At 60.1% G+C, this 18,866-nt stretch carries 19 protein-coding genes; 6 read left to right on the forward strand and 13 right to left on the reverse strand.

From position 1 onward, the window contains the following. Positions 1–38 precede the first annotated feature (38 nt). Positions 39–674 carry a dual specificity protein phosphatase family protein gene (locus B195_RS00905; protein ID WP_003437613.1) on the forward strand — a complete coding sequence of 212 codons (636 nt, stop codon included), beginning with the start codon at positions 39–41 and terminating at the stop codon, positions 672–674. On the opposite strand, the gene B195_RS00910 is transcribed toward B195_RS00905, so the two are convergent. Beyond that, positions 671–1,720: an aminopeptidase gene (locus tag B195_RS00910; protein WP_003437610.1), complete on the reverse strand. Its 1,050-nt coding sequence runs from the start codon at positions 1,718–1,720 to the stop codon at positions 671–673. The genes B195_RS00905 and B195_RS00910 overlap by 4 nt on opposite strands. A 159-nt stretch (positions 1,721–1,879) precedes the next feature. Between B195_RS00910 and B195_RS00915 the strand changes: the two genes are divergently transcribed. After that, entirely contained in the window at positions 1,880–2,296 is a 417-nt protein-coding gene (locus B195_RS00915; RefSeq protein ID WP_003437607.1) for a hypothetical protein, read from the forward strand. A 2-nt stretch (positions 2,297–2,298) separates the two neighbouring features. Here B195_RS00915 and B195_RS00920 read toward each other — a convergent pair whose 3' ends face one another. After that, entirely contained in the window at positions 2,299–2,532 is a 234-nt protein-coding gene (locus B195_RS00920) for a DUF1161 domain-containing protein (protein ID WP_003437596.1), read from the reverse strand. Between the two features lie 173 nt (positions 2,533–2,705). Beyond that, positions 2,706–3,137, reverse strand: coding sequence for an OsmC family protein (locus tag B195_RS00925; RefSeq protein ID WP_003437594.1), 432 nt, complete (start codon positions 3,135–3,137; stop codon positions 2,706–2,708). Between the two features lie 216 nt (positions 3,138–3,353). On the opposite strand from B195_RS00925, the gene B195_RS00930 reads away from it, so the two are divergent. Further along, positions 3,354–4,358 carry an LLM class flavin-dependent oxidoreductase gene (locus tag B195_RS00930; RefSeq protein ID WP_003437593.1) on the forward strand — a complete coding sequence of 335 codons (1,005 nt, stop codon included), beginning with the start codon at positions 3,354–3,356 and terminating at the stop codon, positions 4,356–4,358. A gap of 67 nt (positions 4,359–4,425) precedes the next feature. On the opposite strand, the gene B195_RS00935 is transcribed toward B195_RS00930, so the two are convergent. Both B195_RS00935 and B195_RS00940 read right to left on the reverse strand, forming a co-directional pair. Next, the gene (locus tag B195_RS00935; RefSeq protein WP_003437590.1) at positions 4,426–4,650 is read right to left on the reverse strand and encodes a DUF1161 domain-containing protein; all 225 of its coding nucleotides are present in this window, start codon (positions 4,648–4,650) and stop codon (positions 4,426–4,428) included. 118 nt (positions 4,651–4,768) lie between these two features. Beyond that, the gene (locus B195_RS00940; RefSeq protein ID WP_003437588.1) at positions 4,769–4,984 is read right to left on the reverse strand and encodes a dodecin; all 216 of its coding nucleotides are present in this window, start codon (positions 4,982–4,984) and stop codon (positions 4,769–4,771) included. Positions 4,985–5,138: 154 nt separating this feature from the next. Between B195_RS00940 and B195_RS00945 the strand changes: the two genes are divergently transcribed. Continuing rightward, on the forward strand, positions 5,139–5,465 hold the full coding sequence (locus B195_RS00945) for a YqjD family protein (RefSeq protein WP_003437585.1): 327 nt from the start codon (positions 5,139–5,141) through the stop codon (positions 5,463–5,465). Here B195_RS00945 and B195_RS00950 read toward each other — a convergent pair. Further along, on the reverse strand, positions 5,462–6,361 hold the full coding sequence (locus tag B195_RS00950) for a LysR family transcriptional regulator (protein ID WP_003437583.1): 900 nt from the start codon (positions 6,359–6,361) through the stop codon (positions 5,462–5,464). The two genes, B195_RS00945 and B195_RS00950, sit on opposite strands and share 4 nt — an antisense overlap. A gap of 113 nt (positions 6,362–6,474) precedes the next feature. Between B195_RS00950 and trpB the strand changes: the two genes are divergently transcribed. Further along, positions 6,475–7,695, forward strand: a complete 1,221-nt coding sequence (trpB, locus tag B195_RS00955) for a tryptophan synthase subunit beta (RefSeq protein ID WP_003437581.1) — start codon at positions 6,475–6,477, stop codon at positions 7,693–7,695. Next, positions 7,695–8,504, forward strand: a complete 810-nt coding sequence (trpA, locus tag B195_RS00960) for a tryptophan synthase subunit alpha (RefSeq protein WP_003437578.1) — start codon at positions 7,695–7,697, stop codon at positions 8,502–8,504. Before trpB ends, trpA begins: the two co-directional genes overlap by 1 nt. Before the next feature lie 843 nt (positions 8,505–9,347). Here the strand turns inward: trpA and epsC are convergent. The 7 genes from epsC to phoB form a co-directional block, all read right to left on the reverse strand. After that, positions 9,348–10,274 (reverse strand): serine O-acetyltransferase EpsC, encoded by a 927-nt coding sequence (gene epsC, locus B195_RS00965; RefSeq protein WP_003437573.1) that lies wholly within the window; start codon positions 10,272–10,274, stop codon positions 9,348–9,350. Positions 10,275–10,369: 95 nt separating this feature from the next. Then, positions 10,370–11,752, reverse strand: coding sequence for a pitrilysin family protein (locus tag B195_RS00970; protein ID WP_003437558.1), 1,383 nt, complete (start codon positions 11,750–11,752; stop codon positions 10,370–10,372). Between the two features lie 90 nt (positions 11,753–11,842). Then, complete coding sequence (locus B195_RS00975; RefSeq protein WP_003437547.1) at positions 11,843–13,501, reverse strand: Na/Pi cotransporter family protein; 1,659 nt, start codon at positions 13,499–13,501, stop codon at positions 11,843–11,845. Between the two features lie 253 nt (positions 13,502–13,754). Then, entirely contained in the window at positions 13,755–15,062 is a 1,308-nt protein-coding gene (locus tag B195_RS00980) for a CitMHS family transporter (protein ID WP_003437544.1), read from the reverse strand. A gap of 196 nt (positions 15,063–15,258) precedes the next feature. Further along, positions 15,259–16,599, reverse strand: coding sequence for a hemolysin family protein (locus tag B195_RS00985; RefSeq protein WP_003437542.1), 1,341 nt, complete (start codon positions 16,597–16,599; stop codon positions 15,259–15,261). Between the two features lie 122 nt (positions 16,600–16,721). Then, positions 16,722–18,050: a phosphate regulon sensor histidine kinase PhoR gene (phoR, locus tag B195_RS00990; RefSeq protein WP_177412991.1), complete on the reverse strand. Its 1,329-nt coding sequence runs from the start codon at positions 18,048–18,050 to the stop codon at positions 16,722–16,724. 99 nt (positions 18,051–18,149) lie between these two features. Then, the gene (gene phoB / locus B195_RS00995) at positions 18,150–18,842 is read right to left on the reverse strand and encodes a phosphate regulon transcriptional regulator PhoB (protein ID WP_003437538.1); all 693 of its coding nucleotides are present in this window, start codon (positions 18,840–18,842) and stop codon (positions 18,150–18,152) included. Positions 18,843–18,866 lie beyond the last annotated feature (24 nt).

Genomic DNA, 18,866 nt, shown 5'->3' on the forward strand with positions numbered 1-18,866 from the left:
CCATACCCCCTTAATTACTGTGATGTGGTCTGACTGACATGCCCAAAGCCCGGTTTCTCCCTGCCCTGTGCCTGACATTACTGGCTGCGTTCGCGTTGCCCCAGGCCCAGGCCGATGAAGCGACCCCGGCCCGTCCGGCTCAGTGGGCACAACCCGTTGCTGTGCTGTACAACCTGTATCAAATGTCCCCGACGCTGTATCGCAGTGCATTGCCCGATGGCGAAGCCCAGGCTTTGCTGGAAAATTTGAAGATCGGCACCGTGATCAATTTTTTGAAGGAGCCGGATGAAACCTGGCTCAAGACCCCTGGCGTCTTACAAGTTCAGTTGCCTTATCGCACTAACCATGTGGATGACGCCGATGTACTGGCCGCCCTGCGCGCCATTCAGACCGCACAAGCACGGGGCCCTGTGTTGATGCACTGCAAGCACGGGGTGGACCGCACTGGACTGATGGCGGCGATGTACCGGGTGGTCGTGCAGGACTGGAGCAAAGAAGACGCCCTGAAAGAAATGACCCAGGGTGGCTTTGGCCAGAACTCACACTTCGAGGATGGTGCGAAGTACATGATGCAGGCCGATATCCCGCAGCTGCGCACAGCCTTGAGCAAAGGTGCCTGCAGTACCAGCCCGTTTGCTGCATGCGTGGTGAAGGGCTGGTTGAAATCCGCCTAAGCCCGGGTTGTCCACTGCTGCAAGGCCGCCCGGCGCTGCAGCAGCGGCAATTTACCGAGCTTTTCTACCTCGGCATAAAACACCTGCCAGTCACCTCCCGAGTGTTTGAACAGGGCGGCAAAGGCGGGCACCCACTGGTCGTACAGGCCGAATGGCAAAAGCTTGGCATTATTCATCGGCGAATTTATCCACAGGTCATACCGGTTATTACCGGCCCATTGGTGGTCGCGTAACTGACGGTATTCCCTGCGCAGTCGTTCAAATTCCGCTGCTTTTCGCTGGCGCATTTCAGCTGCCGGCAAGGGCTGGGCGTACAGCTGTTGCAGGCGTTTGCGGGTGTCCAGCACCAGCCCCATGAATTGCTCGCGTTGCTCCAGCCCCGCGCTGCCGGAGGGTGGCAAGCCCTGATAGGTGCGCCATTGGCGAGTGCCTTGCTGTTCCACGAAGCTGGCGAAAGACTCATTGAACTCGGTGTCGTCCTTCAGATAAAAACGTTGATGGGCCAGTTCATGAAAAATCAGGGTGGCCAGTCGCTCATCGCCCCAGTTGAGCATGCTGTTGAGAATTGGATCATCAAACCAGCCCAGGGTTGAATAGGCTTCGACGCCACTGACAAGCACGTCCATGCCTTGCTGACGCTGCAGGGCCGCCGCGCCGCGTGCGGCCCCTTGGGCGTAGTAGCCGCGGTAAGCCACGCACCCGGCAATCGGGAAGCAATGGGTGACGGGGTTCAGGGAAAACTCCGTGGTGGCAAACACGTTCCACACCACGTAAGGCCGTTTCAGGTCGACATACAGGCGATAGCTCTGGTTGTCCGGCAGGTGCAAATGCTGGCTGGCGAAGGTTCTCGCGGCCTGGGCTTTTGCCAGGTGCTCACGTAATGCAGGCGGTTGTTGCGGGTCGGCAATGACCGTAGCTACCGGTTTGCGGGCTTTTAATATCTGCCATTGGCCGTCGGCCAGTTGCGAGTAATACGCTGCACTGGAACAGCCATTGAGCAGGGGCAACAACACAAGGGCGAAGAGGCAGCGAGTGAGCGGCGTCATGGGACGGTCCAGTGGGATAATGGGCCAAGACTAATCGCAATCCCCTGTAGGTGCAGCCGGTCGACGCCCGATTGCCAGGGTTTTGAATAAGCTGGCGTCTGCAGCGGGGTAGCCTGGCATCAGGCTATGCTCATACTTTGATCCCACCTGGAATTCGCCATGCGCACCTTTCTGCTACTGCCGATGGCCTGCCTGCTGAGTGCCTGTGCCAGCACGCCATTGCCTGCCGTCGACCCCGCCAAGGCGTGGATCGACCTGGAAACACAAACCGGAAAACTGGTAATGGCCGAGCGCCTGGATAATCAGCGCCTGAACGACGGACGTTACTTTCAAGTAACGCCAGGCAGTCACGAACTGATGGTGCGATTCGATTTTGAAGTCTTTGTTGGCGGCATGGGTATGTTCAGCGACCCGCAGGAGCGCTTGTGCTACATCACGCTCAATTACGACAATTTCCAGCCCGGCCAGCGTTACCGGTTGCAGGCGCGCTCTTTGGGGTTCAACGCTTACGCCCGGCTATACAACGCCGAGGGCAAGGTGCTGAGCGAAGAGAGGCTGGTTAACTGTTTGCCTTGAGGTCAGGCGTCGTTCTTTTGATAGATGATCTTTTTGCTGCCGTTTTCGCACGTACCCACCACCATGTTCTGGTCGTGAACTTCATCGTTGGTCACGATTTCAAGGGTGTAGGACGACACGTTGTTGGCCTGGATCTTGGCTTCGATCTCGGCTTTAAGTTCTTCACACGGCTTTGGCGCGGCCAGTGCCGAAGTGGCCATGGCGCAGCAGATAACAGCTAGAGCAAAACGTTTCATGATGAGACTCCCTTGGGACAGAACGCAAAGTCATGATCTGACGCGACGAACGATCATACGATCACATCTCACCGCGTGCATGACTGATCTGTGGCAGCCATTTGCCTGCTGTCCTGGCCTGCGCGGCTCCGGTCATGGCGACCGGAGCGCACGTGTGTCATCAACCCGTCGGATTAACCCACCAGGGTGGCATCGAGGGTGATTTTGGCATTCAGCACTTTGGACACCGGGCAACCTTCTTTGGCCTTTTTGGTCGCTTCCTCGAATTGTGCCTGGGTCGCCCCCGGCACCTTGGCTTTAAGCGTCAGATGCACGGCAGTGATCCCGTAGCCGCCTTCGACCTTGTCGAGGGAAACCTCAGCCTGGGTGTCGATACTGTCCGGCTTGAGCCCGGCCTCACCGAGAATCATCGACAGGGCCATGGAGAAGCAACCGGCATGGGCCGCGCCAATCAGCTCTTCAGGGTTGGTGCCCTTGCCGCCTTCGAAACGGGCCTTGAAGCCATACGGCGCCTTGTTCAGAACCCCGGTTTCAGTGGAGATGGAGCCGATGCCGGTTTTGACATCGCCTTCCCAATGCGCCGATGCCGTTTTTTTAATAGTCATGCGTGCCTCCTGAAGAACGGCATGAAAGATTTCACACCTTGACTGGATGTGTGAGGGGAGCCGGGCTCACAAAGTTCATCTTCTCTGACCAATCGTCTTTTTTAGTCGCTCAATTGATGGCTTGCCATTGAAACTCGGGTATATGCCCATATTGCTAAAGCACTGGCAGGTTTTGGCGAGCGTCACGGCCTGCGTCCAATTAGGAGAAGCCGGCTCATGACACGATTGTCCGATGTTAAATTCTCGACCCTCGACCTGGTGCCTGTGCGTGAAAATGGCAGCGCCGCCCAGTCGTTGCACAATTCGCTGGACCTGGCGCAGCACGTAGAAAAGTTTGGCTATAACCGTTTCTGGGTGGCCGAACACCACAACATGGACGGCATCGCCAGCTCGGCGACCTCGGTGCTGATTGGCTACCTGGCCGGCGGCACCTCGACCATTCGCGTCGGTTCAGGCGGGGTGATGTTGCCCAATCATGCGCCCCTGGTGATCGCTGAACAGTTCGGCACCCTTGAAAGCCTGTATCCGGGCCGGATTGATCTGGGCCTTGGGCGTGCGCCGGGCTCCGACCAGATGACCGCCCGGGCCTTGCGCCGCGAGCGCTCCGGCAGTTCGGATGACTTTCCTGAAGATGTGGCCGAGCTGATGCGCTATCTGGGCCCGCGAACCCCGGATCAGCGGGTCATCGCAATGCCGGGCACCGGGACTAATGTGCCGGTATGGTTGCTCGGTTCCAGCCTGTTCAGTGCGCAATTGGCCGGTGAACGCGGTCTGCCCTACGCCTTCGCATCACATTTCGCCCCGCGGATGATGCACGAAGCGATTCGCGTTTATCGCAATCACTTCAAGCCGTCAGCGACCCTCGACAAACCCTATGTGATGCTGGGTGTGCCACTGGTGGCGGCCGATACCGACGAGCAGGCCGAGTACCTGTCCACCTCGGTGCTGCAGCGGATTCTGGCGTTGATGCGCGGGCAAAGTCTGGTGCAGCGTGCGCCGGTGGACTCGATGGATGGCTTGTGGCTGCCCCATGAGAAAGAAGCGGTGATGAGCTTTCTGGGCCTGGCGATGGTTGGCAGTCCAGAGAAAATCCGCGCCAGACTCGAAGTGCTGATTGAGCAAACCGGGGCGGACGAGCTGATCTTCACCTGTGATCTGTATGAGCACGCGGATCGCATTCGCTCATATGAACTGCTGGCCCAGGTGATGAAACAGGACTGACCTGCAGAAGCGGGCTGACGGCCACAAAAAAGCCGACCCCGGGGTCGGCTTTTTTGCCTGCGCAGGTTTAACCGCGCTTGTAGACGATGTCCTTGGTGCCTGCTTCGCAGGAACCTACTACTTTTCCGTCCGTCGCCGTGCCTTTGTCCACTACCGTCAGCGAATAATGACGAGCGCCATTGGCCTCAATCTTCGCTGCGATTTCGCTTTTCACTGTTTCGCAAGGTTTGCCAGCTGCGAACGCTGTTCCAGCAAGACTCAGCAAACCTATAGCCAATAAAAACTTTTTCATCGGTCACATTCCCCGGTCGAAACTAAAAGGGTGCAACGCATGTACTGCGTTGCACCCAGACGGTGTAGCGGAGTTTATGGCAAACGGCCAGTCGATCAGCCCTAAAGGATGATGCGGCTCAACTGCTGGCAATCCGGAAGCCGACCTTGAGGGTGACCTGATAGTGGCCCACCTTGCCGTCCTTGACGTGGCCCCGGGTATCGATCACCTCGAACCATTCTATGTGTTTGATGCTTTTGTTGGCCTCTGCCAGTGCATTACCGATGGCGTCTTCTATGCTGCTCGGGGACGAGCCTACCAGTTCGATTTTCTTGTAGGTGTGATGGTCAGACATAACGTTCTCCTTTGTCGTAGATCAAAGCCTAGCAGCGATTGTGCTCAATACTTTGTAGGCGACAGGAAACGAAAAGTTCAGACCGACTGCACTTTTGTGGCACCCCGGAGTCGGAGTTAACACGTACCTCACTCATCAATGCAGGAGAGCCCTAATGGCTAGCAATTCCTTACGTAAAGCCTCATTGCAAAGCATGGAAGCTGAGATCGAGAGCCTGCTCAAGTCTCTGGAAAGCCTGAAGCACGACGCTTCTGACGAGTCCAAAAAAACCTTGAGTGCCCTCAAAGGCAACGCAGAGAATGCGCTGAAACATTCACGTCACCTGATCAGCGATGCTTACGAAGAGGTCAAGGACAAAACGCGGGAAACCGCTGTCGCCACCCGCGAGTATGCCCAAGAGCATCCGTATGCCACCGCTGGCGTTGCCATCGGCGCCCTGGGCCTGTTGGCCGCCTTCCTGATGTGCAAGCGCGGTAACTAATTATCCGCGCTGCGCCCAAGCTCAGTCTTGAGCCATTGCGCCAGTTGCCGGGCGCGTCCGTCTGCGGCGCGCTTGGGCAGCCATAACGCCAGCTGCGCCGGGGTTTGCTTGAAGCCCCAAGGCGCAGCCAGGCGTCCGGCCCGCAAGTCTTCAGCCACCAACGGCTCGGGGGCAATTGCCACACCCAGGCCTGCTACGGCGGCTTCGAGCAAGTAGTACAAGTGCTCAAACCCTTGTCCATATTTCAAATCTTTTGCCTGGATCGCGTTTTGCTGCGCCCAGCTTGGCCATGCCTGGGGCCTCGAAGTGGTGTGCAACAACGCTTCGTCCAGCAGGGCGCTCACGGGTGCCTGGCGCAGTTGCTCATAGCGGGCGTAACGCGGGCTGATCACCGGCCCGATCCGCTCGCTGGCCAGTTCATAGACCTGCATGTCGGTGGGCCAGGGTGGCTCGGCAAACAGCAGCAGGGCATCGAGCCCCGGGCGGCGCGGATCAAGGTCGCCTTCGCCGGCCGACAAGTGCAGGCGCAAGTCCGGCAGGTCGGCATTGAGCCGGCCCAGTCGAGGGATGAACCAGCGCGCCAGCAAACTGCCCGAGCAGCCAAGTACAAAGGGCGCATCGACATGGCTTTGCGTGAGTTCAGTGCACACATTACGCAGGCGGTCGAAGGCTTCGCTGCTGGCCTCACGCAGGCGCAACCCGGCATCCGTGAGCTTAAGACCGCGTCCTTCCTTGACGAACAGGCTGACGCCCAGGTGCTCTTCGAGCACTTTCAGTTGCCGACTGACGGCACCGTGGGTGACGTTCAGCTGTTCTGCCGCAAGGCTCACGCTGCTCAGCCTGGCAGTGGCTTCGAACGCGCGCAGGGCGTTCAGCGGGGGAAGGTCGCGGCTCATGGTATCTGTGAGTTTTCCTGACAGGTTGCAGCGATCTTATCGGTTTTCATCCTCGGCTGTCGCGGTTAAAGTCAGGTCCATCGACCTTCGTACCTTTTTATCTGGAGCGTCCCATGACCCAATCCACTTTGCGTACCGGCCCTGATGCCAATGGCCTGTTTGGCTCATTCGGCGGCCGCTACGTGGCCGAAACCCTGATGCCGCTGATCCTTGATCTGGATCGCGAGTATGAGCTGGCCAAGACCGACCCCGAGTTCATTAAAGAGCTGGCCTATTTCCAGCGCGACTATGTCGGGCGCCCAAGCCCGCTGTATTACGCCGAGCGTCTGACCGAGTTCTGTGGCGGCGCCAAAATTTACCTCAAGCGCGAAGAGCTGAACCATACCGGCGCGCACAAGATCAACAACTGCATCGGTCAGATCCTGCTGGCGCGGCGCATGGGCAAAAAACGCATCATCGCCGAGACCGGCGCCGGCATGCACGGCGTGGCTACCGCCACCGTGGCCGCGCGCTTTGGTCTGCAGTGCGTGATCTACATGGGCACCACTGACATCGAACGCCAGCAGGCCAACGTGTTCCGCATGAAGCTGCTGGGCGCTGAAGTGATCCCGGTCGTGGCGGGCACCGGCACCCTCAAGGACGCGATGAACGAAGCGTTGCGCGACTGGGTGACCAACGTCGATGACACCTTCTATCTGATCGGTACTGTGGCGGGGCCGCACCCGTATCCGGCCATGGTCCGCGACTTCCAGGCCGTGATCGGCAAGGAAACCCGCGACCAGATGCAAGCTCAGGAAGGCCGTCTGCCCGACAGCCTGGTGGCCTGCATTGGCGGTGGGTCCAACGCGATGGGCCTGTTCCACCCGTTCCTGGATGACACCAGCGTCGAGATCATCGGCGTTGAAGCGGCGGGCTACGGTATCGAAACCGGCAAGCACGCAGCCAGCCTCAACGGCGGCGAACCGGGCGTGCTGCACGGCAACCGTACCTTCCTGTTGCAGGACGACGATGGCCAGATCATCGACGCACATTCGATTTCCGCCGGCCTGGACTACCCGGGTATCGGTCCCGAGCACGCCTGGTTGCATGATATCGGTCGCGTTGAGTACACCTCGGTGACTGACGAAGAAGCCCTCGATGCGTTCCATAAATGCTGCCGTCTTGAAGGCATCATCCCGGCGCTGGAAAGTGCCCATGCCCTGGCTGAAGTGTTCAAGCGTGCGCCGACCCTGCCAGCCGAGCACCTGATGGTGGTCAACCTGTCCGGCCGAGGCGACAAAGACATGCAAACCGTGATGCACCACATGGAACAGTCCCAGCAGGAGAAACACTGATGAGCCGCCTGCAAACGCGTTTTGCCGAACTCAAGGAACAAAACCGCGCTGCGCTGGTGACCTTCGTCACTGCCGGCGATCCGGATTACGACACCTCGCTGGCGATCCTCAAAGGCCTGCCTGCTGCTGGCGCCGATGTGATCGAGCTGGGCATGCCGTTCACCGACCCCATGGCGGATGGCCCGGCGATTCAGCTGGCCAATATCCGTGCCCTGGGAGCCAGGCAGAACCTGGCGAAAACCCTGCAAATGGTTCGCGAATTCCGTGAAGGCAACCACGACACACCGCTGGTGCTGATGGGTTACTTCAACCCGATTCACCACTATGGCGTGCCGCGGTTTATCGCTGAAGCCAAGGCAGCGGGCGTCGACGGCCTGATCGTGGTGGACATGCCGCCCGAGCACAACGCCGAGCTGTGCGACCCGGCGCAGGCTGCAGGTCTGGACTTTATCCGCCTGACCACCCCGACCACCGACGACGTGCGTCTGCCCAAAGTGCTGACCGGCAGCTCGGGCTTTGTGTACTACGTGTCCGTGGCGGGCGTGACCGGTGCCGGTTCGGCGACGACCGATCAGGTGCGTGAAGCGATTGAGCGTCTGCGCCGGCATACCGATTTGCCGATCAGTGTGGGCTTCGGCATCCGCACCCCGGAGCAAGCGGCAGCGATTGCCCGCCTGGCCGACGGCGTAGTGGTGGGCTCGGCCCTGATCGACAAAATCGAGAATGCAGCGACCCCGCAACAGGCGGTCGATGGTGTGTTGAGCCTGTGCGCGGCACTGGCTGAAGGTGTACGCAAGGCACGTCAGTAACCCTTGTGGGAGCTGGCTTGCCAGCGATACGACCCAGCGGTTGCCATCGCGAGGCAAGCTCGCTCCTACAGAATTCGGGGTGTTGCTAGCAGGCCCTGTGGGAGCTGGCTTGCCAGCGATGCACCCCGGCGTTTGCCATCGCGAGGCAAGCTCGCTCCTGCAGAATGCGGGGTGTTGCTAGCAGCCCCTGTGGGAGCTGGCTTGCCAGCGATGCGACCCGGCGGTTGCCATCGCGAGGCAAGCTCGCTCCTACAGAATTCGGAGTGTTGCTAGCACCCCCTTGTGGGAGCTGGCTTGCCAGCGATGCACCCCGGCGGTTGCCATCGCGAGGCAAGCTCGCTCCTGCAGAATGCGGGGTGTTGCTAGCAGCCCCTTGTGGGAGCTGGCTTGCCAGCGATGCGATCCAGCGTTTGTCATCACGAGGCAAGCTCGCTCCTGCAGAATGCGGGGTGTTGCTAGCAGGCCCTTGTGGGAGCTGGCTTGCCAGCGATGCGCCCCGGCGGTTGCCATCGCGAGGCAAGCTCGCTCCTACAGAATGCGAGGTGTTGCTAGCAGCCCCTTGTGGGAGCTGGCTTGCCAGCGATGCGCCCCGGCGGTTGCCATCGCGAGGCAAGCTCGCTCCTGCAGAATTTGGAGTGTTGCTAGCAGCCTCTTGTGGGAGCTGGCTTGCCAGCGATGCGCCCCGGCGGTTGCCATCGCGAGGCAAGCTCGCTCCTACAGAATGCGGGGTGTTGCTAGCGGCCCCTTGTGGGAGCTGGCTTGCCAGCGATGCACCCCGGCGTTTGCCATCGCGAGGCAAGCTCGCTCCTACAGGGTGCGGGGTGTTGCCAGCGATGCAGAGTTTTACTTCTGTGTGCCGTCATCGTGCAGCAGGTTGGCCTGGGTCAGGTTGCTGCCCGCCGGTACGCTGCGGGTCAGCCACACATTGCCGCCAATGGTCGAGCCCTGGCCAATGGTGATGCGCCCTAAGATCGTCGCCCCCGCATAGATCACTACGTCATCTTCAACGATTGGATGACGTGGATGACCTTTTTGCAGCTGGCCTGATTCGTCTGCCGGGAAACGCTTGGCGCCCAGGGTCACCGCCTGATAAATCCTCACACGTTCGCCGATGATCGCGGTTTCTCCGATCACAACGCCTGTTCCGTGGTCGATAAAGAAGCTGCGGCCAATCTGCGCCCCCGGGTGAATGTCGATGCCGGTGGAAGAGTGGGCAATTTCTGCGCTGATCCGTGCCAGCAAGGGCAAGCCTGCGCGATACAGGTGGTGGGCCAGGCGGTGATGGATCACCGCCAGAATCCCCGGATAGCACAGCAGCACTTCATCCACACTGCGTGCCGCCGGGTCGCCGTGGTAAGCGGCCAGAACGTCGGTGTCCAGAATGCTGCGCAGGCCGGGCAGCGCCAGGGCAAAATCCTGAATCAGCAGCGTTGCACTCGCATCCACACCCTCATCGGGCAGGCCGCCCTGGCGCGCCGCGTAACGCAGCTCCAGTCGGGCCTGAGTCAACAATGCGTTGAGCGCCACATCCAGGGTGTGGCCGACGTAGAAGTCTTCACTTTCCTCGCGCAGGTCCACCGGGCCCAGGCGCATCGGAAACAATGCCCCGCACAGGGCTTCAAGAATATCGGCCATCGCCGCGCGCGACGGCAGCTCGCGGCCTCCCTGTTCACCACTGACGCGCCCGTTTTGCGTGCGCCACTGGTTTCGTGCCGTTCGTAGCTGGCAGACGATGGTTTGCAATTGCCAAGGATTGGAACGATCACTCACGATGAATACTCCGCACGCTGGCGGCTGAATTGAGCAGCCGCGAATTGGCAATTATTTTACGGTATCAAAGCGTTTCAGATACGGACAATTGCGGCTTAACGCCGACGATGACGCCAGGCGCGCCAGCCCACCCCGATGATGATCAGCAACGCCAGCCCGCCAAGGATCACCAGGCTCAGACTGTTGTAGCTGAACAGCGGTTTTTCGATCCGCATATAGCCGGGTTCGGCAAACAGCTCGTGCAGAGCCGCATTGGCCTGCTTGAGGCTGATGGCTTGCAGCTGTCTGGCCGGGTCATAAAAGTGACCATCATCGTAGTCACCCAGCGAAGCCCAGTAATAATCGGCCAGCGCGCTGTTGCCTTGGACGGCCCATGCCTGACGGGCAATGGCGGCATTTTTGAGGCGAGCAAAAACCTCAGGGTCCAGCCCTTCTTTGAGCAGTCGGGTCTTCAGTTGCTCTACAACCTGGCGTGCTTGCGCTACATCGTCGCGGTCAAGATCGGCATTGAGGCTTAAAAAGCCTACGCCACCGAACACCTCGCGCTCGGCCCAGGGGCCGTAAGACAAGCCGTGCTTGAGCCGGAGCTCGCTGTACAGCGCCCACTCCAGATAATCCCTGAGCAGGTCCCAGGTTTCATCGCTCTGGCCTTCGATGACCGGCTCCGGCAACAGCCAGTGCAGTTGCACGGTGTCGCCGACCACGCCGCGCAGCAGGTCGCGTTCGGGCTCGGCCTTGGCTGCGATTGCCGCCAAAGGTTTGTGTTCGGTGGGCTCTACCGGCTCCAGGGCGCCATAGGTGCGCTCCAGGTACGCTGGGAGCAGGCGGTCAAGATCCCCTACGATGATCAGCGTCATGTTGTTGGGGGCATACCAGTTCTGGCGTACGGCTTCCAGTTGCTCACGTGTCAGATTATTTACTTGCGCGCGCTCGGCGCATTTGAGCCCCAGCTCAACCGCCAGTTGATTACTGGCGCTGTGGCCCAGGTCCTGGCGGTCGAGCCAGCGCTGCAAGTGCGAGTAATGGCCACCGTCTTCGCGCTCGACCACTTGTTTGGCGTCGTTGATCCGCTGCTCGGTGAATTGTGTGCGGGTGAGCAGGCTCAGCAACAGGTCGAGAATCTTGCGCTGGTTTTTGGCCGGGGCTTCGATCACGAAGGTGGTGTCGGCATGGCTGGTGAAGGCGTTCCATTCACCGCCCAGCGCTTGCATGCGCTGCTCCAGGCCGCCTTCACCGGTGTCGTCGACGCCGCTGAACAACAGGTGCTCCAGCAGGTGCGGCAGTTGTTGATCGGCGCAGCTGAAGTCGTCCAGGCCCACGCCCACCACTAACCGGATGGCCACATGTCCGCGTTCGGTACCGGGTTTGAGGATCAGTTGCAGGCCGTTGGGCAACTGGTAGCCCTCCACGCTGTAACGATCGAGGGCAAAGCTTGGGACAGTACCCAGCAGCAGGCAGATGAGCAGCAGGCAACGCATAAAAAATCCCTGAATCCTTGTTGGGGTAGTGCAGCAGTCGGTGCAGGTTAGTCGCTGCTTACAGACTGACAACAACCCGGCGCGCAACGTTCAAGGCAAATGCGGGGTGTCATCCGCGTCATCCAGTTCCAGCGCCCCGATATCGGCTGTTTCCAGCACCGCATAGGCGCTGCCGCAAAACAGCGAATTAAGGCGTTTCATGTCTGCGATCAGCTCCAGGTGCACTGAACTGGTCTCGATGCTCTGGGTGATCTTGCGTTGCAGACGGTTGACGTGGGCGTGGGCCAGGCGCCGTTCCTGGGCGCGGAAGCGGCGTTTTTCACGCAGTAGCTGGCGCGCACTTTGCGGGTCGCCATTGAGGAATACGGTCAGCCCCAGACGCAGGTTTTCGATCAACTGGGTTTGCAGGCCCACCAGTTCTTCCAGGCCCATTTCCGAGAACGAGCGGCGTTGCGAGGTTTTCTGCTGCTGGACTTTACGCAGCATGCGTTCGATCAGGTCGCTGGCGAGTTTGAGGTTGATCGCCAGCTCGATAATTTCTGCCCAGCGGCGGCTGTCCTGTTCGCTCAAGTCTTCCCGGGGCATTTGTGCCAGGTAGAGTTTGACCGCGCTGTACAGCACCTCGACCTCATCGCTCAGGGTGCGCATCTGCTGGGTCACGGCCGTTTGCTTGCCCCGCAGTACGTCAAGGGTGTTGACCAGCATGGTGTCGATCAGGTCGCCGATACGCAGGGTTTCGCGCACCGCGTTGGTCAGTGCCAGGCTCGGTGTGTCGAGCGCAGCAGGGTCGAGATGGCGCGGCTTGATGGCGCCGTTGGCTTGCTCGCGTTCAGGCAGCAGCCAGGCGCAGATTCGCGCCATCAGCCCTACGGTAGGCAACATCAAGAAACAGCGCACGGTGTTGTAGAGCAAGTGAAAGCCGATGACCAGTTCCTGTGCGCTGTAGTTGAGGCTGTCCATCCAGGCCACGAGCGGATCGAGCACGGGCATGATCAGCAGCAAGCCGATCAGCTTGTACAGCAGGCTGCCCAACGCCACCTGACGCCCGGCGGTGTTTTGCATGTTGGTGCTGATGAGCGCCAGCACGCCGCTGCCGATATTGGCACCGATCACCAGGCCGATCGCCACGTGCAGACTGATTACCCCGGCACCGGCCAGGGTTGCGGTCAGCAGCACGGCGGCCAGGCTGGAGTAGGACACCATCGCGAACAGGGCACCGACCAGGGCATCGAGCAGCAGGTCGCCGGTCAGCGAGGCAAAAATCACCTTTACCCCTTGGGCGTGGGTAATGGGGCCGGCGGCTTCGACTATCAGTTGCAGGGCCAGAATGATCAGGCCCAGGCCGATCCCGACCCGGCCCAGCTGCCCGGCACGGGTTTGCTTGCGCGACAGGAAGAAGATCACCCCGAGGAAAATCAGCAGCGGTGACAGCCATGACAGGTCGAAGGTCAGCACCCGTGCCATCAAGGCCGTACCGACGTCTGCGCCGAGCATGGTTGCCAGCGCGGGAGTGAGGGTCATCAGCCCCTGGCCGACAAATGAGGTGACCAGCATCGCGGTGGCGTTACTGCTCTGCACCATGGCCGTGACCACAATACCGGCGACAAAGGCCAGCATGCGCTTGGACACGTTCTGCCCGATGACATGACGCAGGTTTGTGCCGTAGACCCGCAAGATGCCGGTACGCACGATATGCGTGCCCCAAATCAGCAAGGTCACGGCGGAAAGCAGGTTGAGCAGGGTCAGCATGCTGGCTCCCTGTAAAGGATGTACCTAAGGATCAAATAGCTGCGGATCATTTCTACAGACGTTTCTTAAGCTGTAGTCGGCAATTGAGCTGAGCGCCAGCATCGCATAGCTCGCGAGGTCTTGAAACATTTCTGAAACATTCGCCCGGTCCAGGCACCTGTGGGCGCCGGCTTGCCAGCGATGGCAGCACCTCGGTCTTGCGGATAAACCGAGCTGAATCTATCGCTGGCAACCCGGCCCGGCCCCTGCCGGGTCAGAGGCTGCTGTACAACGGGAATGTTCCCAGCAACAGGGCCGCCACCATGATGCACAGGCACACCAGTACCGCCCATTTGAGGGTGAAGCGCTGGTGGTCACCGAATTCGATGCCGGCCAGGGCTACCAGCAAGTAGGTGGAGGGCACCAACGGGCTGAGCAAGTGAACCGGCTGGCCCACGATCGAGGCGCGGGCCATTTCGGCGGCCGTAATCCCGTAGTGGCTGGCGGCTTCGGCCAGTACCGGCAACACGCCGTAGTAGAACGCATCGTTGGACATGAAGAAGGTGAACGGCATGCTCACCAGTGCGGTAATCACCGCCAGATAAGGCCCGAGTGCCGGCGGGATCACGGCCAGCAGGCTTTTGGACATGGCGTCGACCATGCCGGTGCCCGACAGGATGCCGGTGAAAATGCCCGCGGCAAAAATCAGCCCGACCACTGCCAGTACGCTGCCGGCATGGGCTGCGACGCGATCCTTTTGCTGTTGCAGGCAAGGGTAATTGACGATCATCGCGATACTGAACGCGACCATGAACAGCACGGGCAAAGGCAGCAGGCCGGCGATCAGGGTGACCATCAGCAGCAGGGTCAAGGCACCGTTGAACCAGATCAGTTTTGGCCGGCGGGCGTCCGGGAACTGCGAGACGCTGATTTCGCTGTGATCAATTTCGTCGCCCTGCAGGTGCAACTCGCCCAGGCGTGCGCGCTCACGCAGGCCGTAGAACCAGGCAATTGCGAGGATGGCCACGCAGCCTGCCAGCATCGCTGGAATCATCGGCACGAAGATGTCCGAAGGGTCGACATGCAAGGCGCTGGCGGCGCGGGCGGTCGGGCCTCCCCAGGGCGTCATGTTCATCACGCCCCCGGCCAGAATGATCAAGCCGGCCATGATTCGCGGGCTCATGCCAATCCGGCTGTAGAGCGGCAGCATGGCGGCCACGCAAATCATGTAGGTGGTCGCGCCGTCGCCGTCGAGTGAGACCACCAGCGCCAGTACCGCGGTGCCCACGGCGATTTTCAGCGGGTCGCCTTTAACCAGCTTGAGGATCTTGCGTACGGCGGGGTCAAACAGCCCGGAGTCAATCATCAGGGCAAAGTAGAGGATGGCAAACATCAGCATCACCCCGGTGGGGGCGAGTTTGGTGATGCCTTCGAGCATCATCGGACCGATCTTGGGTGCGAAGCCACCAAATACTGCGAACAGGATGGGTACCAGGATCAGGGCAATCAGCGCCGACAGGCGCTTGGTCATGATCAGGTACATGAACGTAATGACCATGGCAAAGCCAAGGAAGGTCAGCATAAAAGTCACCGTTGTTATTGTTGTTTATTGGGCGCTGGCAGCGATGGGGGTGCTGTCAGGCCGGCCGGTCTGTTGCCGGAGGTGACGGGATGCTAGAGGGGAATTCTTTCAGCCAGCTGTCGCCGGTGAATATTCTGACGCGGGGACCTGATCCTGCAGGAGCGAGCTTGCTCCTGCAGGTATAGGGGGGCAGGTATTAATCCAGCTTGAGGACTTTGGCCAGGACGATTTTTGGGCCTTTCATCTTTTTGATGATGATGCGCAGGCCTTCAACTTCCAGCTTCTCTTCTTCTTCCGGCACCCGCTTGAGGGTGTCGTAGATCAGACCGGCAATGGTCTCGGCTTCGATGTGGTCAAGGTCGACACCCAGCAGGCGCTCGATTTTGAACAGTGGCGTGTCGCCGCGCACCAGCAGTTTGCCGGGCTGGTACGACAGAATGCCGCGCTCGGCCTTGCGGTGTTCGTCCTGGATGTCGCCCACCAGTACTTCCAGCACGTCTTCCATGGTCAGGTAGCCAACCACCTTGCCGTCTGCTTCTTCCACCAGGGCAAAGTGCGCGCCGCCCTTGCGGAACCGCTCCAGCAGCTGCGACAGCGGCATGTGGCGCGATACACGCTCCAGCGGCCGGGTCAGCTCTTCCAGGTTGAAGGTCTCGGGCAAGTGCTCAAGGTCGGCCAGTTCCAGCAGCAGGTCCTTGATGTGCAGCAGGCCCAGGAAGGTGTTGCTCTCGGCGTCGTAGACCGGATAGCGGCTGAACTTGTGGCGACGGAACAGCGCCAGGATTTCTTTCAGCGGCGCCTTGGAGTCCAGGGTCACCAGGTCTTCGCGGGAATTGGCCCAGTCGACCACTTCCAGTTCGCCCATTTCCACTGCCGAGGCCAAGACACGCATGCCCTGGTCGCTCGGGTCCTGACCGCGGCTGGAGTGCAGGATCAGCTTCAGTTCTTCACGGCTGTAAGCGTGATCGTGATGGGCGCCGGGTTCACCCTGGCCGGCAATCCGCAAAATGGCGTTGGCGCTGGCGTTGAGCAGGTAAATCGCCGGGTACATGGCCCAGTAGAACAGGTACAGCGGCACGGCTGTCCACAGCGACAGGGTCTCGGGTTTACGGATGGCCCAGGATTTGGGCGCCAGTTCACCGACCACGATGTGCAGGTAAGAAATGATGAAGAAGGCGGCAAAGAACGACACGCCCTTGATCACTTCGGGCGACTCGACGCCCATGGCGCCCAGTACAGGCTCCAGAATATGGGCGAACGCCGGTTCGCCGACCCAGCCCAGGCCCAGCGACGCCAGGGTGATACCCAGCTGGCAGGCAGAAAGGTAAGCATCGAGCTGGTTGTGTACGGTACGCAGGATCTGTCCGCGCCAGCCGTTCACGTCCGCGATGGCCTCGACCCGGGTCGAGCGCAGTTTGACCATGGCAAATTCCGCCGCAACGAAGAAACCGTTGAGCAAAACCAGGACCAGTGCAAAAAGAATCATGCCGAAGTCGGCGAAGAGTGTGGCGAGGGTCAAGCCAGGGGAAGGGTCCATGATGGAGTTTTAATGGTTCCGTTGTTTCAAAAAATGGGGAGGTTCGAGTCTGCTACGCAGACTGACGCCGAGCAATGTAGCGGCTGAGGCGGCCCTTGCCTAGTGGGTAAAGGCCATGGCGGCTAGTCGGTCAGTGGCGGGAGGCCGGGTTTTGTCACCTGCGCCGGGGCGAAATGGCAGGTAAAAGTGCTGCCATGTCCCAGCACGCTGTTGATTTCCAGACTTGCTCGATGGCGCAGCAGCACATGCTTGACGATGGCCAGGCCGAGTCCGGTACCGCCGGTGCTGGCGTTGCGGCTGGAGTCGACACGGTAGAAACGTTCGGTCAGGCGCGGCAGGTGTTTATTGTCGATGCCCACGCCCGAGTCCTGCACGCTAAGGTGCGCGCCCGCGGCGTTGGCCCACCAGCGGATTTTCACACTGCCGCCATCGGGGGTGTATTTGACCGCGTTGAATATCAGATTGGAAAAAGCACTGCGCAATTCGGCTTCGCTGCCTTTGAGCGCCACATCGGCCTCGATCTCCAGACTGATGGTCTGGTTGCGTTGCCCGGACAATGCCTGGGCATCCCCCTTGATCGAGCGCAACAGGGTATCGATGGCCACCGGCTGGTTGTCCGAGGGGTAATCCGTGGCTTCCAGCTTGGCCAGCAGCAGCAGGTCATTGAGCAGGGTCTGCATGCGCTCGCCCTGTTGCTGCATTTGCGAAAGCGGACGTTTCCAGCGCGGGTTCACGTCATCGACATTATCGAGCAGGGTTTCCAGGTAACCGCAGATCACCGTCAACGGGGTGCGCAGTTCGTGGGAGACGTTGGCGATGAAGTCTTTGCGCATTTGTTCGAGCTGGTGCAGACGGGTGACGTCGCGCACCAGCATCAGGTGTTCGTTGTTGCCGTAGCGGGTGATGTAGAGCTGGATGCGCAGGTGATCATTGATCGGCGAGGGGATATCCAGCGGCTCGGCATAGCTGCCCTGCTCGAAGTACTCCTTGAAACGCGGGTGGCGCACCAGGTTGCTGACCGGCTGGCCGCTGTCCTGAGGCGTTTTAAGGCCCAGCAAGGTCTCTGCGGCGCGGTTCCACCACTCGAGGTTGCCGTCGCTGTCGAGCATGATCACAGCGTCCTTGAGGGCTGCCGTAGACTCCTGCACGCGATCGATGACCGCTTGCAGGCGCCCGCGTGCCCTTTGATCACGGCGTTGCAGGTGGTAAATGCTGTCAAACACATCGCCCCACAGGCCATAGCCGTCGGGGGGCGCTTCATCGGGTTTGTGCTGGCGCAGCCATTTATGCAGGCGCAGCAACTGCTTGAGGGTCCAGCCCAGATAGAACGCCAGGCCGATTGCCATGCTCCAGCCGTAATAACCACTGATCAGCCCGACCAGCAAGCAGCCGGCGACCAGAAGCAGCAAATGACGAATCAGAGTGCCATGCCAATTTTGATTCAAGATCACAAGTCCAGTTGTGAGCTGCAAGCCTCAAGTTACAAGCGTCAAGCCAGGAGCCAGACAGCTCCGGACCTTCAGGTTGCAGTTGATGACGTGCTGCTGCTTTTAAGCTTTGGTCGAAAACCGGTAGCCGGTGCCGCGCACGGTTTGTACCAGATTTTCGTAAGCCTCGCCGAGGGCTTTGCGCAGCCGGCGGATGTGAACGTCCACGGTGCGCTCTTCCACGTACACGTTGCCGCCCCACACCTGATCGAGCAGTTGGCCGCGGGTGTAGGCACGTTCCTGATGGGTCATGAAGAACTGCAGCAGGCGATATTCGGTAGGGCCCATCTCGGCAGGGGTGCCGTCGATGGTGACGCGGTGGCTGATGGGGTCGAGCAGCAAACCGCCAATCTCAATGGGTGACTCACTGTCGGCAGGTCCGGCACGGCGCAGCACGGCTTTGAGGCGGGCCACCAGTTCACGGGGCGAGAACGGTTTGGTGATGTAGTCGTCAGCCCCGACTTCCAGGCCCTGGATCTTGTTGTCCTCTTCACCTTTGGCGGTGAGCATGATGATCGGGATGTCGCTGGTCAGCTCTTCGCGCTTGAGGCGGCGGGCCAGTTCAATGCCGGAAGTGCCGCCGGGCAGCATCCAGTCCAGCAGGATCAGGTCCGGTTTGCGGTCAACGATGATGGCATGGGCATCCTGGGCATTATCGGCTTCAAGGCAGTCGTAGCCTGCCATTTCCAAGGCTACTGCAATCATTTCGCGGATCGGTGCCTCGTCATCAACAATCAAAATGCTCCTGCCAGCCATGCCGTAATCCTCGTGTCATTTAAC

The sequence above is a fragment of the Pseudomonas sp. Lz4W genome (assembly GCF_000346225.2).
GTDB lineage: Bacteria > Pseudomonadota > Gammaproteobacteria > Pseudomonadales > Pseudomonadaceae > Aquipseudomonas > Aquipseudomonas paraversuta.

What these genes read in the sequence shown, in the direction of transcription:
- B195_RS00905 (WP_003437613.1), top strand. Translation starts at nt 39, where the DNA reads ATGCCCAAAGCCCGGTTTCTCCCTGCCCTGTGCCTGACATTACTGGCT.
- B195_RS00910 (WP_003437610.1), bottom strand. Translation starts at nt 1,720, where the DNA reads ATGACGCCGCTCACTCGCTGCCTCTTCGCCCTTGTGTTGTTGCCCCTG.
- B195_RS00915 (WP_003437607.1), top strand. Translation starts at nt 1,880, where the DNA reads ATGCGCACCTTTCTGCTACTGCCGATGGCCTGCCTGCTGAGTGCCTGT.
- B195_RS00920 (WP_003437596.1), bottom strand. Translation starts at nt 2,532, where the DNA reads ATGAAACGTTTTGCTCTAGCTGTTATCTGCTGCGCCATGGCCACTTCG.
- B195_RS00925 (WP_003437594.1), bottom strand. Translation starts at nt 3,137, where the DNA reads ATGACTATTAAAAAAACGGCATCGGCGCATTGGGAAGGCGATGTCAAA.
- B195_RS00930 (WP_003437593.1), top strand. Translation starts at nt 3,354, where the DNA reads ATGACACGATTGTCCGATGTTAAATTCTCGACCCTCGACCTGGTGCCT.
- B195_RS00935 (WP_003437590.1), bottom strand. Translation starts at nt 4,650, where the DNA reads ATGAAAAAGTTTTTATTGGCTATAGGTTTGCTGAGTCTTGCTGGAACA.
- B195_RS00940 (WP_003437588.1), bottom strand. Translation starts at nt 4,984, where the DNA reads ATGTCTGACCATCACACCTACAAGAAAATCGAACTGGTAGGCTCGTCC.
- B195_RS00945 (WP_003437585.1), top strand. Translation starts at nt 5,139, where the DNA reads ATGGCTAGCAATTCCTTACGTAAAGCCTCATTGCAAAGCATGGAAGCT.
- B195_RS00950 (WP_003437583.1), bottom strand. Translation starts at nt 6,361, where the DNA reads ATGAGCCGCGACCTTCCCCCGCTGAACGCCCTGCGCGCGTTCGAAGCC.
- trpB (WP_003437581.1), top strand. Translation starts at nt 6,475, where the DNA reads ATGACCCAATCCACTTTGCGTACCGGCCCTGATGCCAATGGCCTGTTT.
- trpA (WP_003437578.1), top strand. Translation starts at nt 7,695, where the DNA reads ATGAGCCGCCTGCAAACGCGTTTTGCCGAACTCAAGGAACAAAACCGC.
- B195_RS00970 (WP_003437558.1), bottom strand. Translation starts at nt 11,752, where the DNA reads ATGCGTTGCCTGCTGCTCATCTGCCTGCTGCTGGGTACTGTCCCAAGC.
- B195_RS00975 (WP_003437547.1), bottom strand. Translation starts at nt 13,501, where the DNA reads ATGCTGACCCTGCTCAACCTGCTTTCCGCCGTGACCTTGCTGATTTGG.
- B195_RS00980 (WP_003437544.1), bottom strand. Translation starts at nt 15,062, where the DNA reads ATGCTGACCTTCCTTGGCTTTGCCATGGTCATTACGTTCATGTACCTG.
- B195_RS00985 (WP_003437542.1), bottom strand. Translation starts at nt 16,599, where the DNA reads ATGGACCCTTCCCCTGGCTTGACCCTCGCCACACTCTTCGCCGACTTC.
- phoB (WP_003437538.1), bottom strand. Translation starts at nt 18,842, where the DNA reads ATGGCTGGCAGGAGCATTTTGATTGTTGATGACGAGGCACCGATCCGC.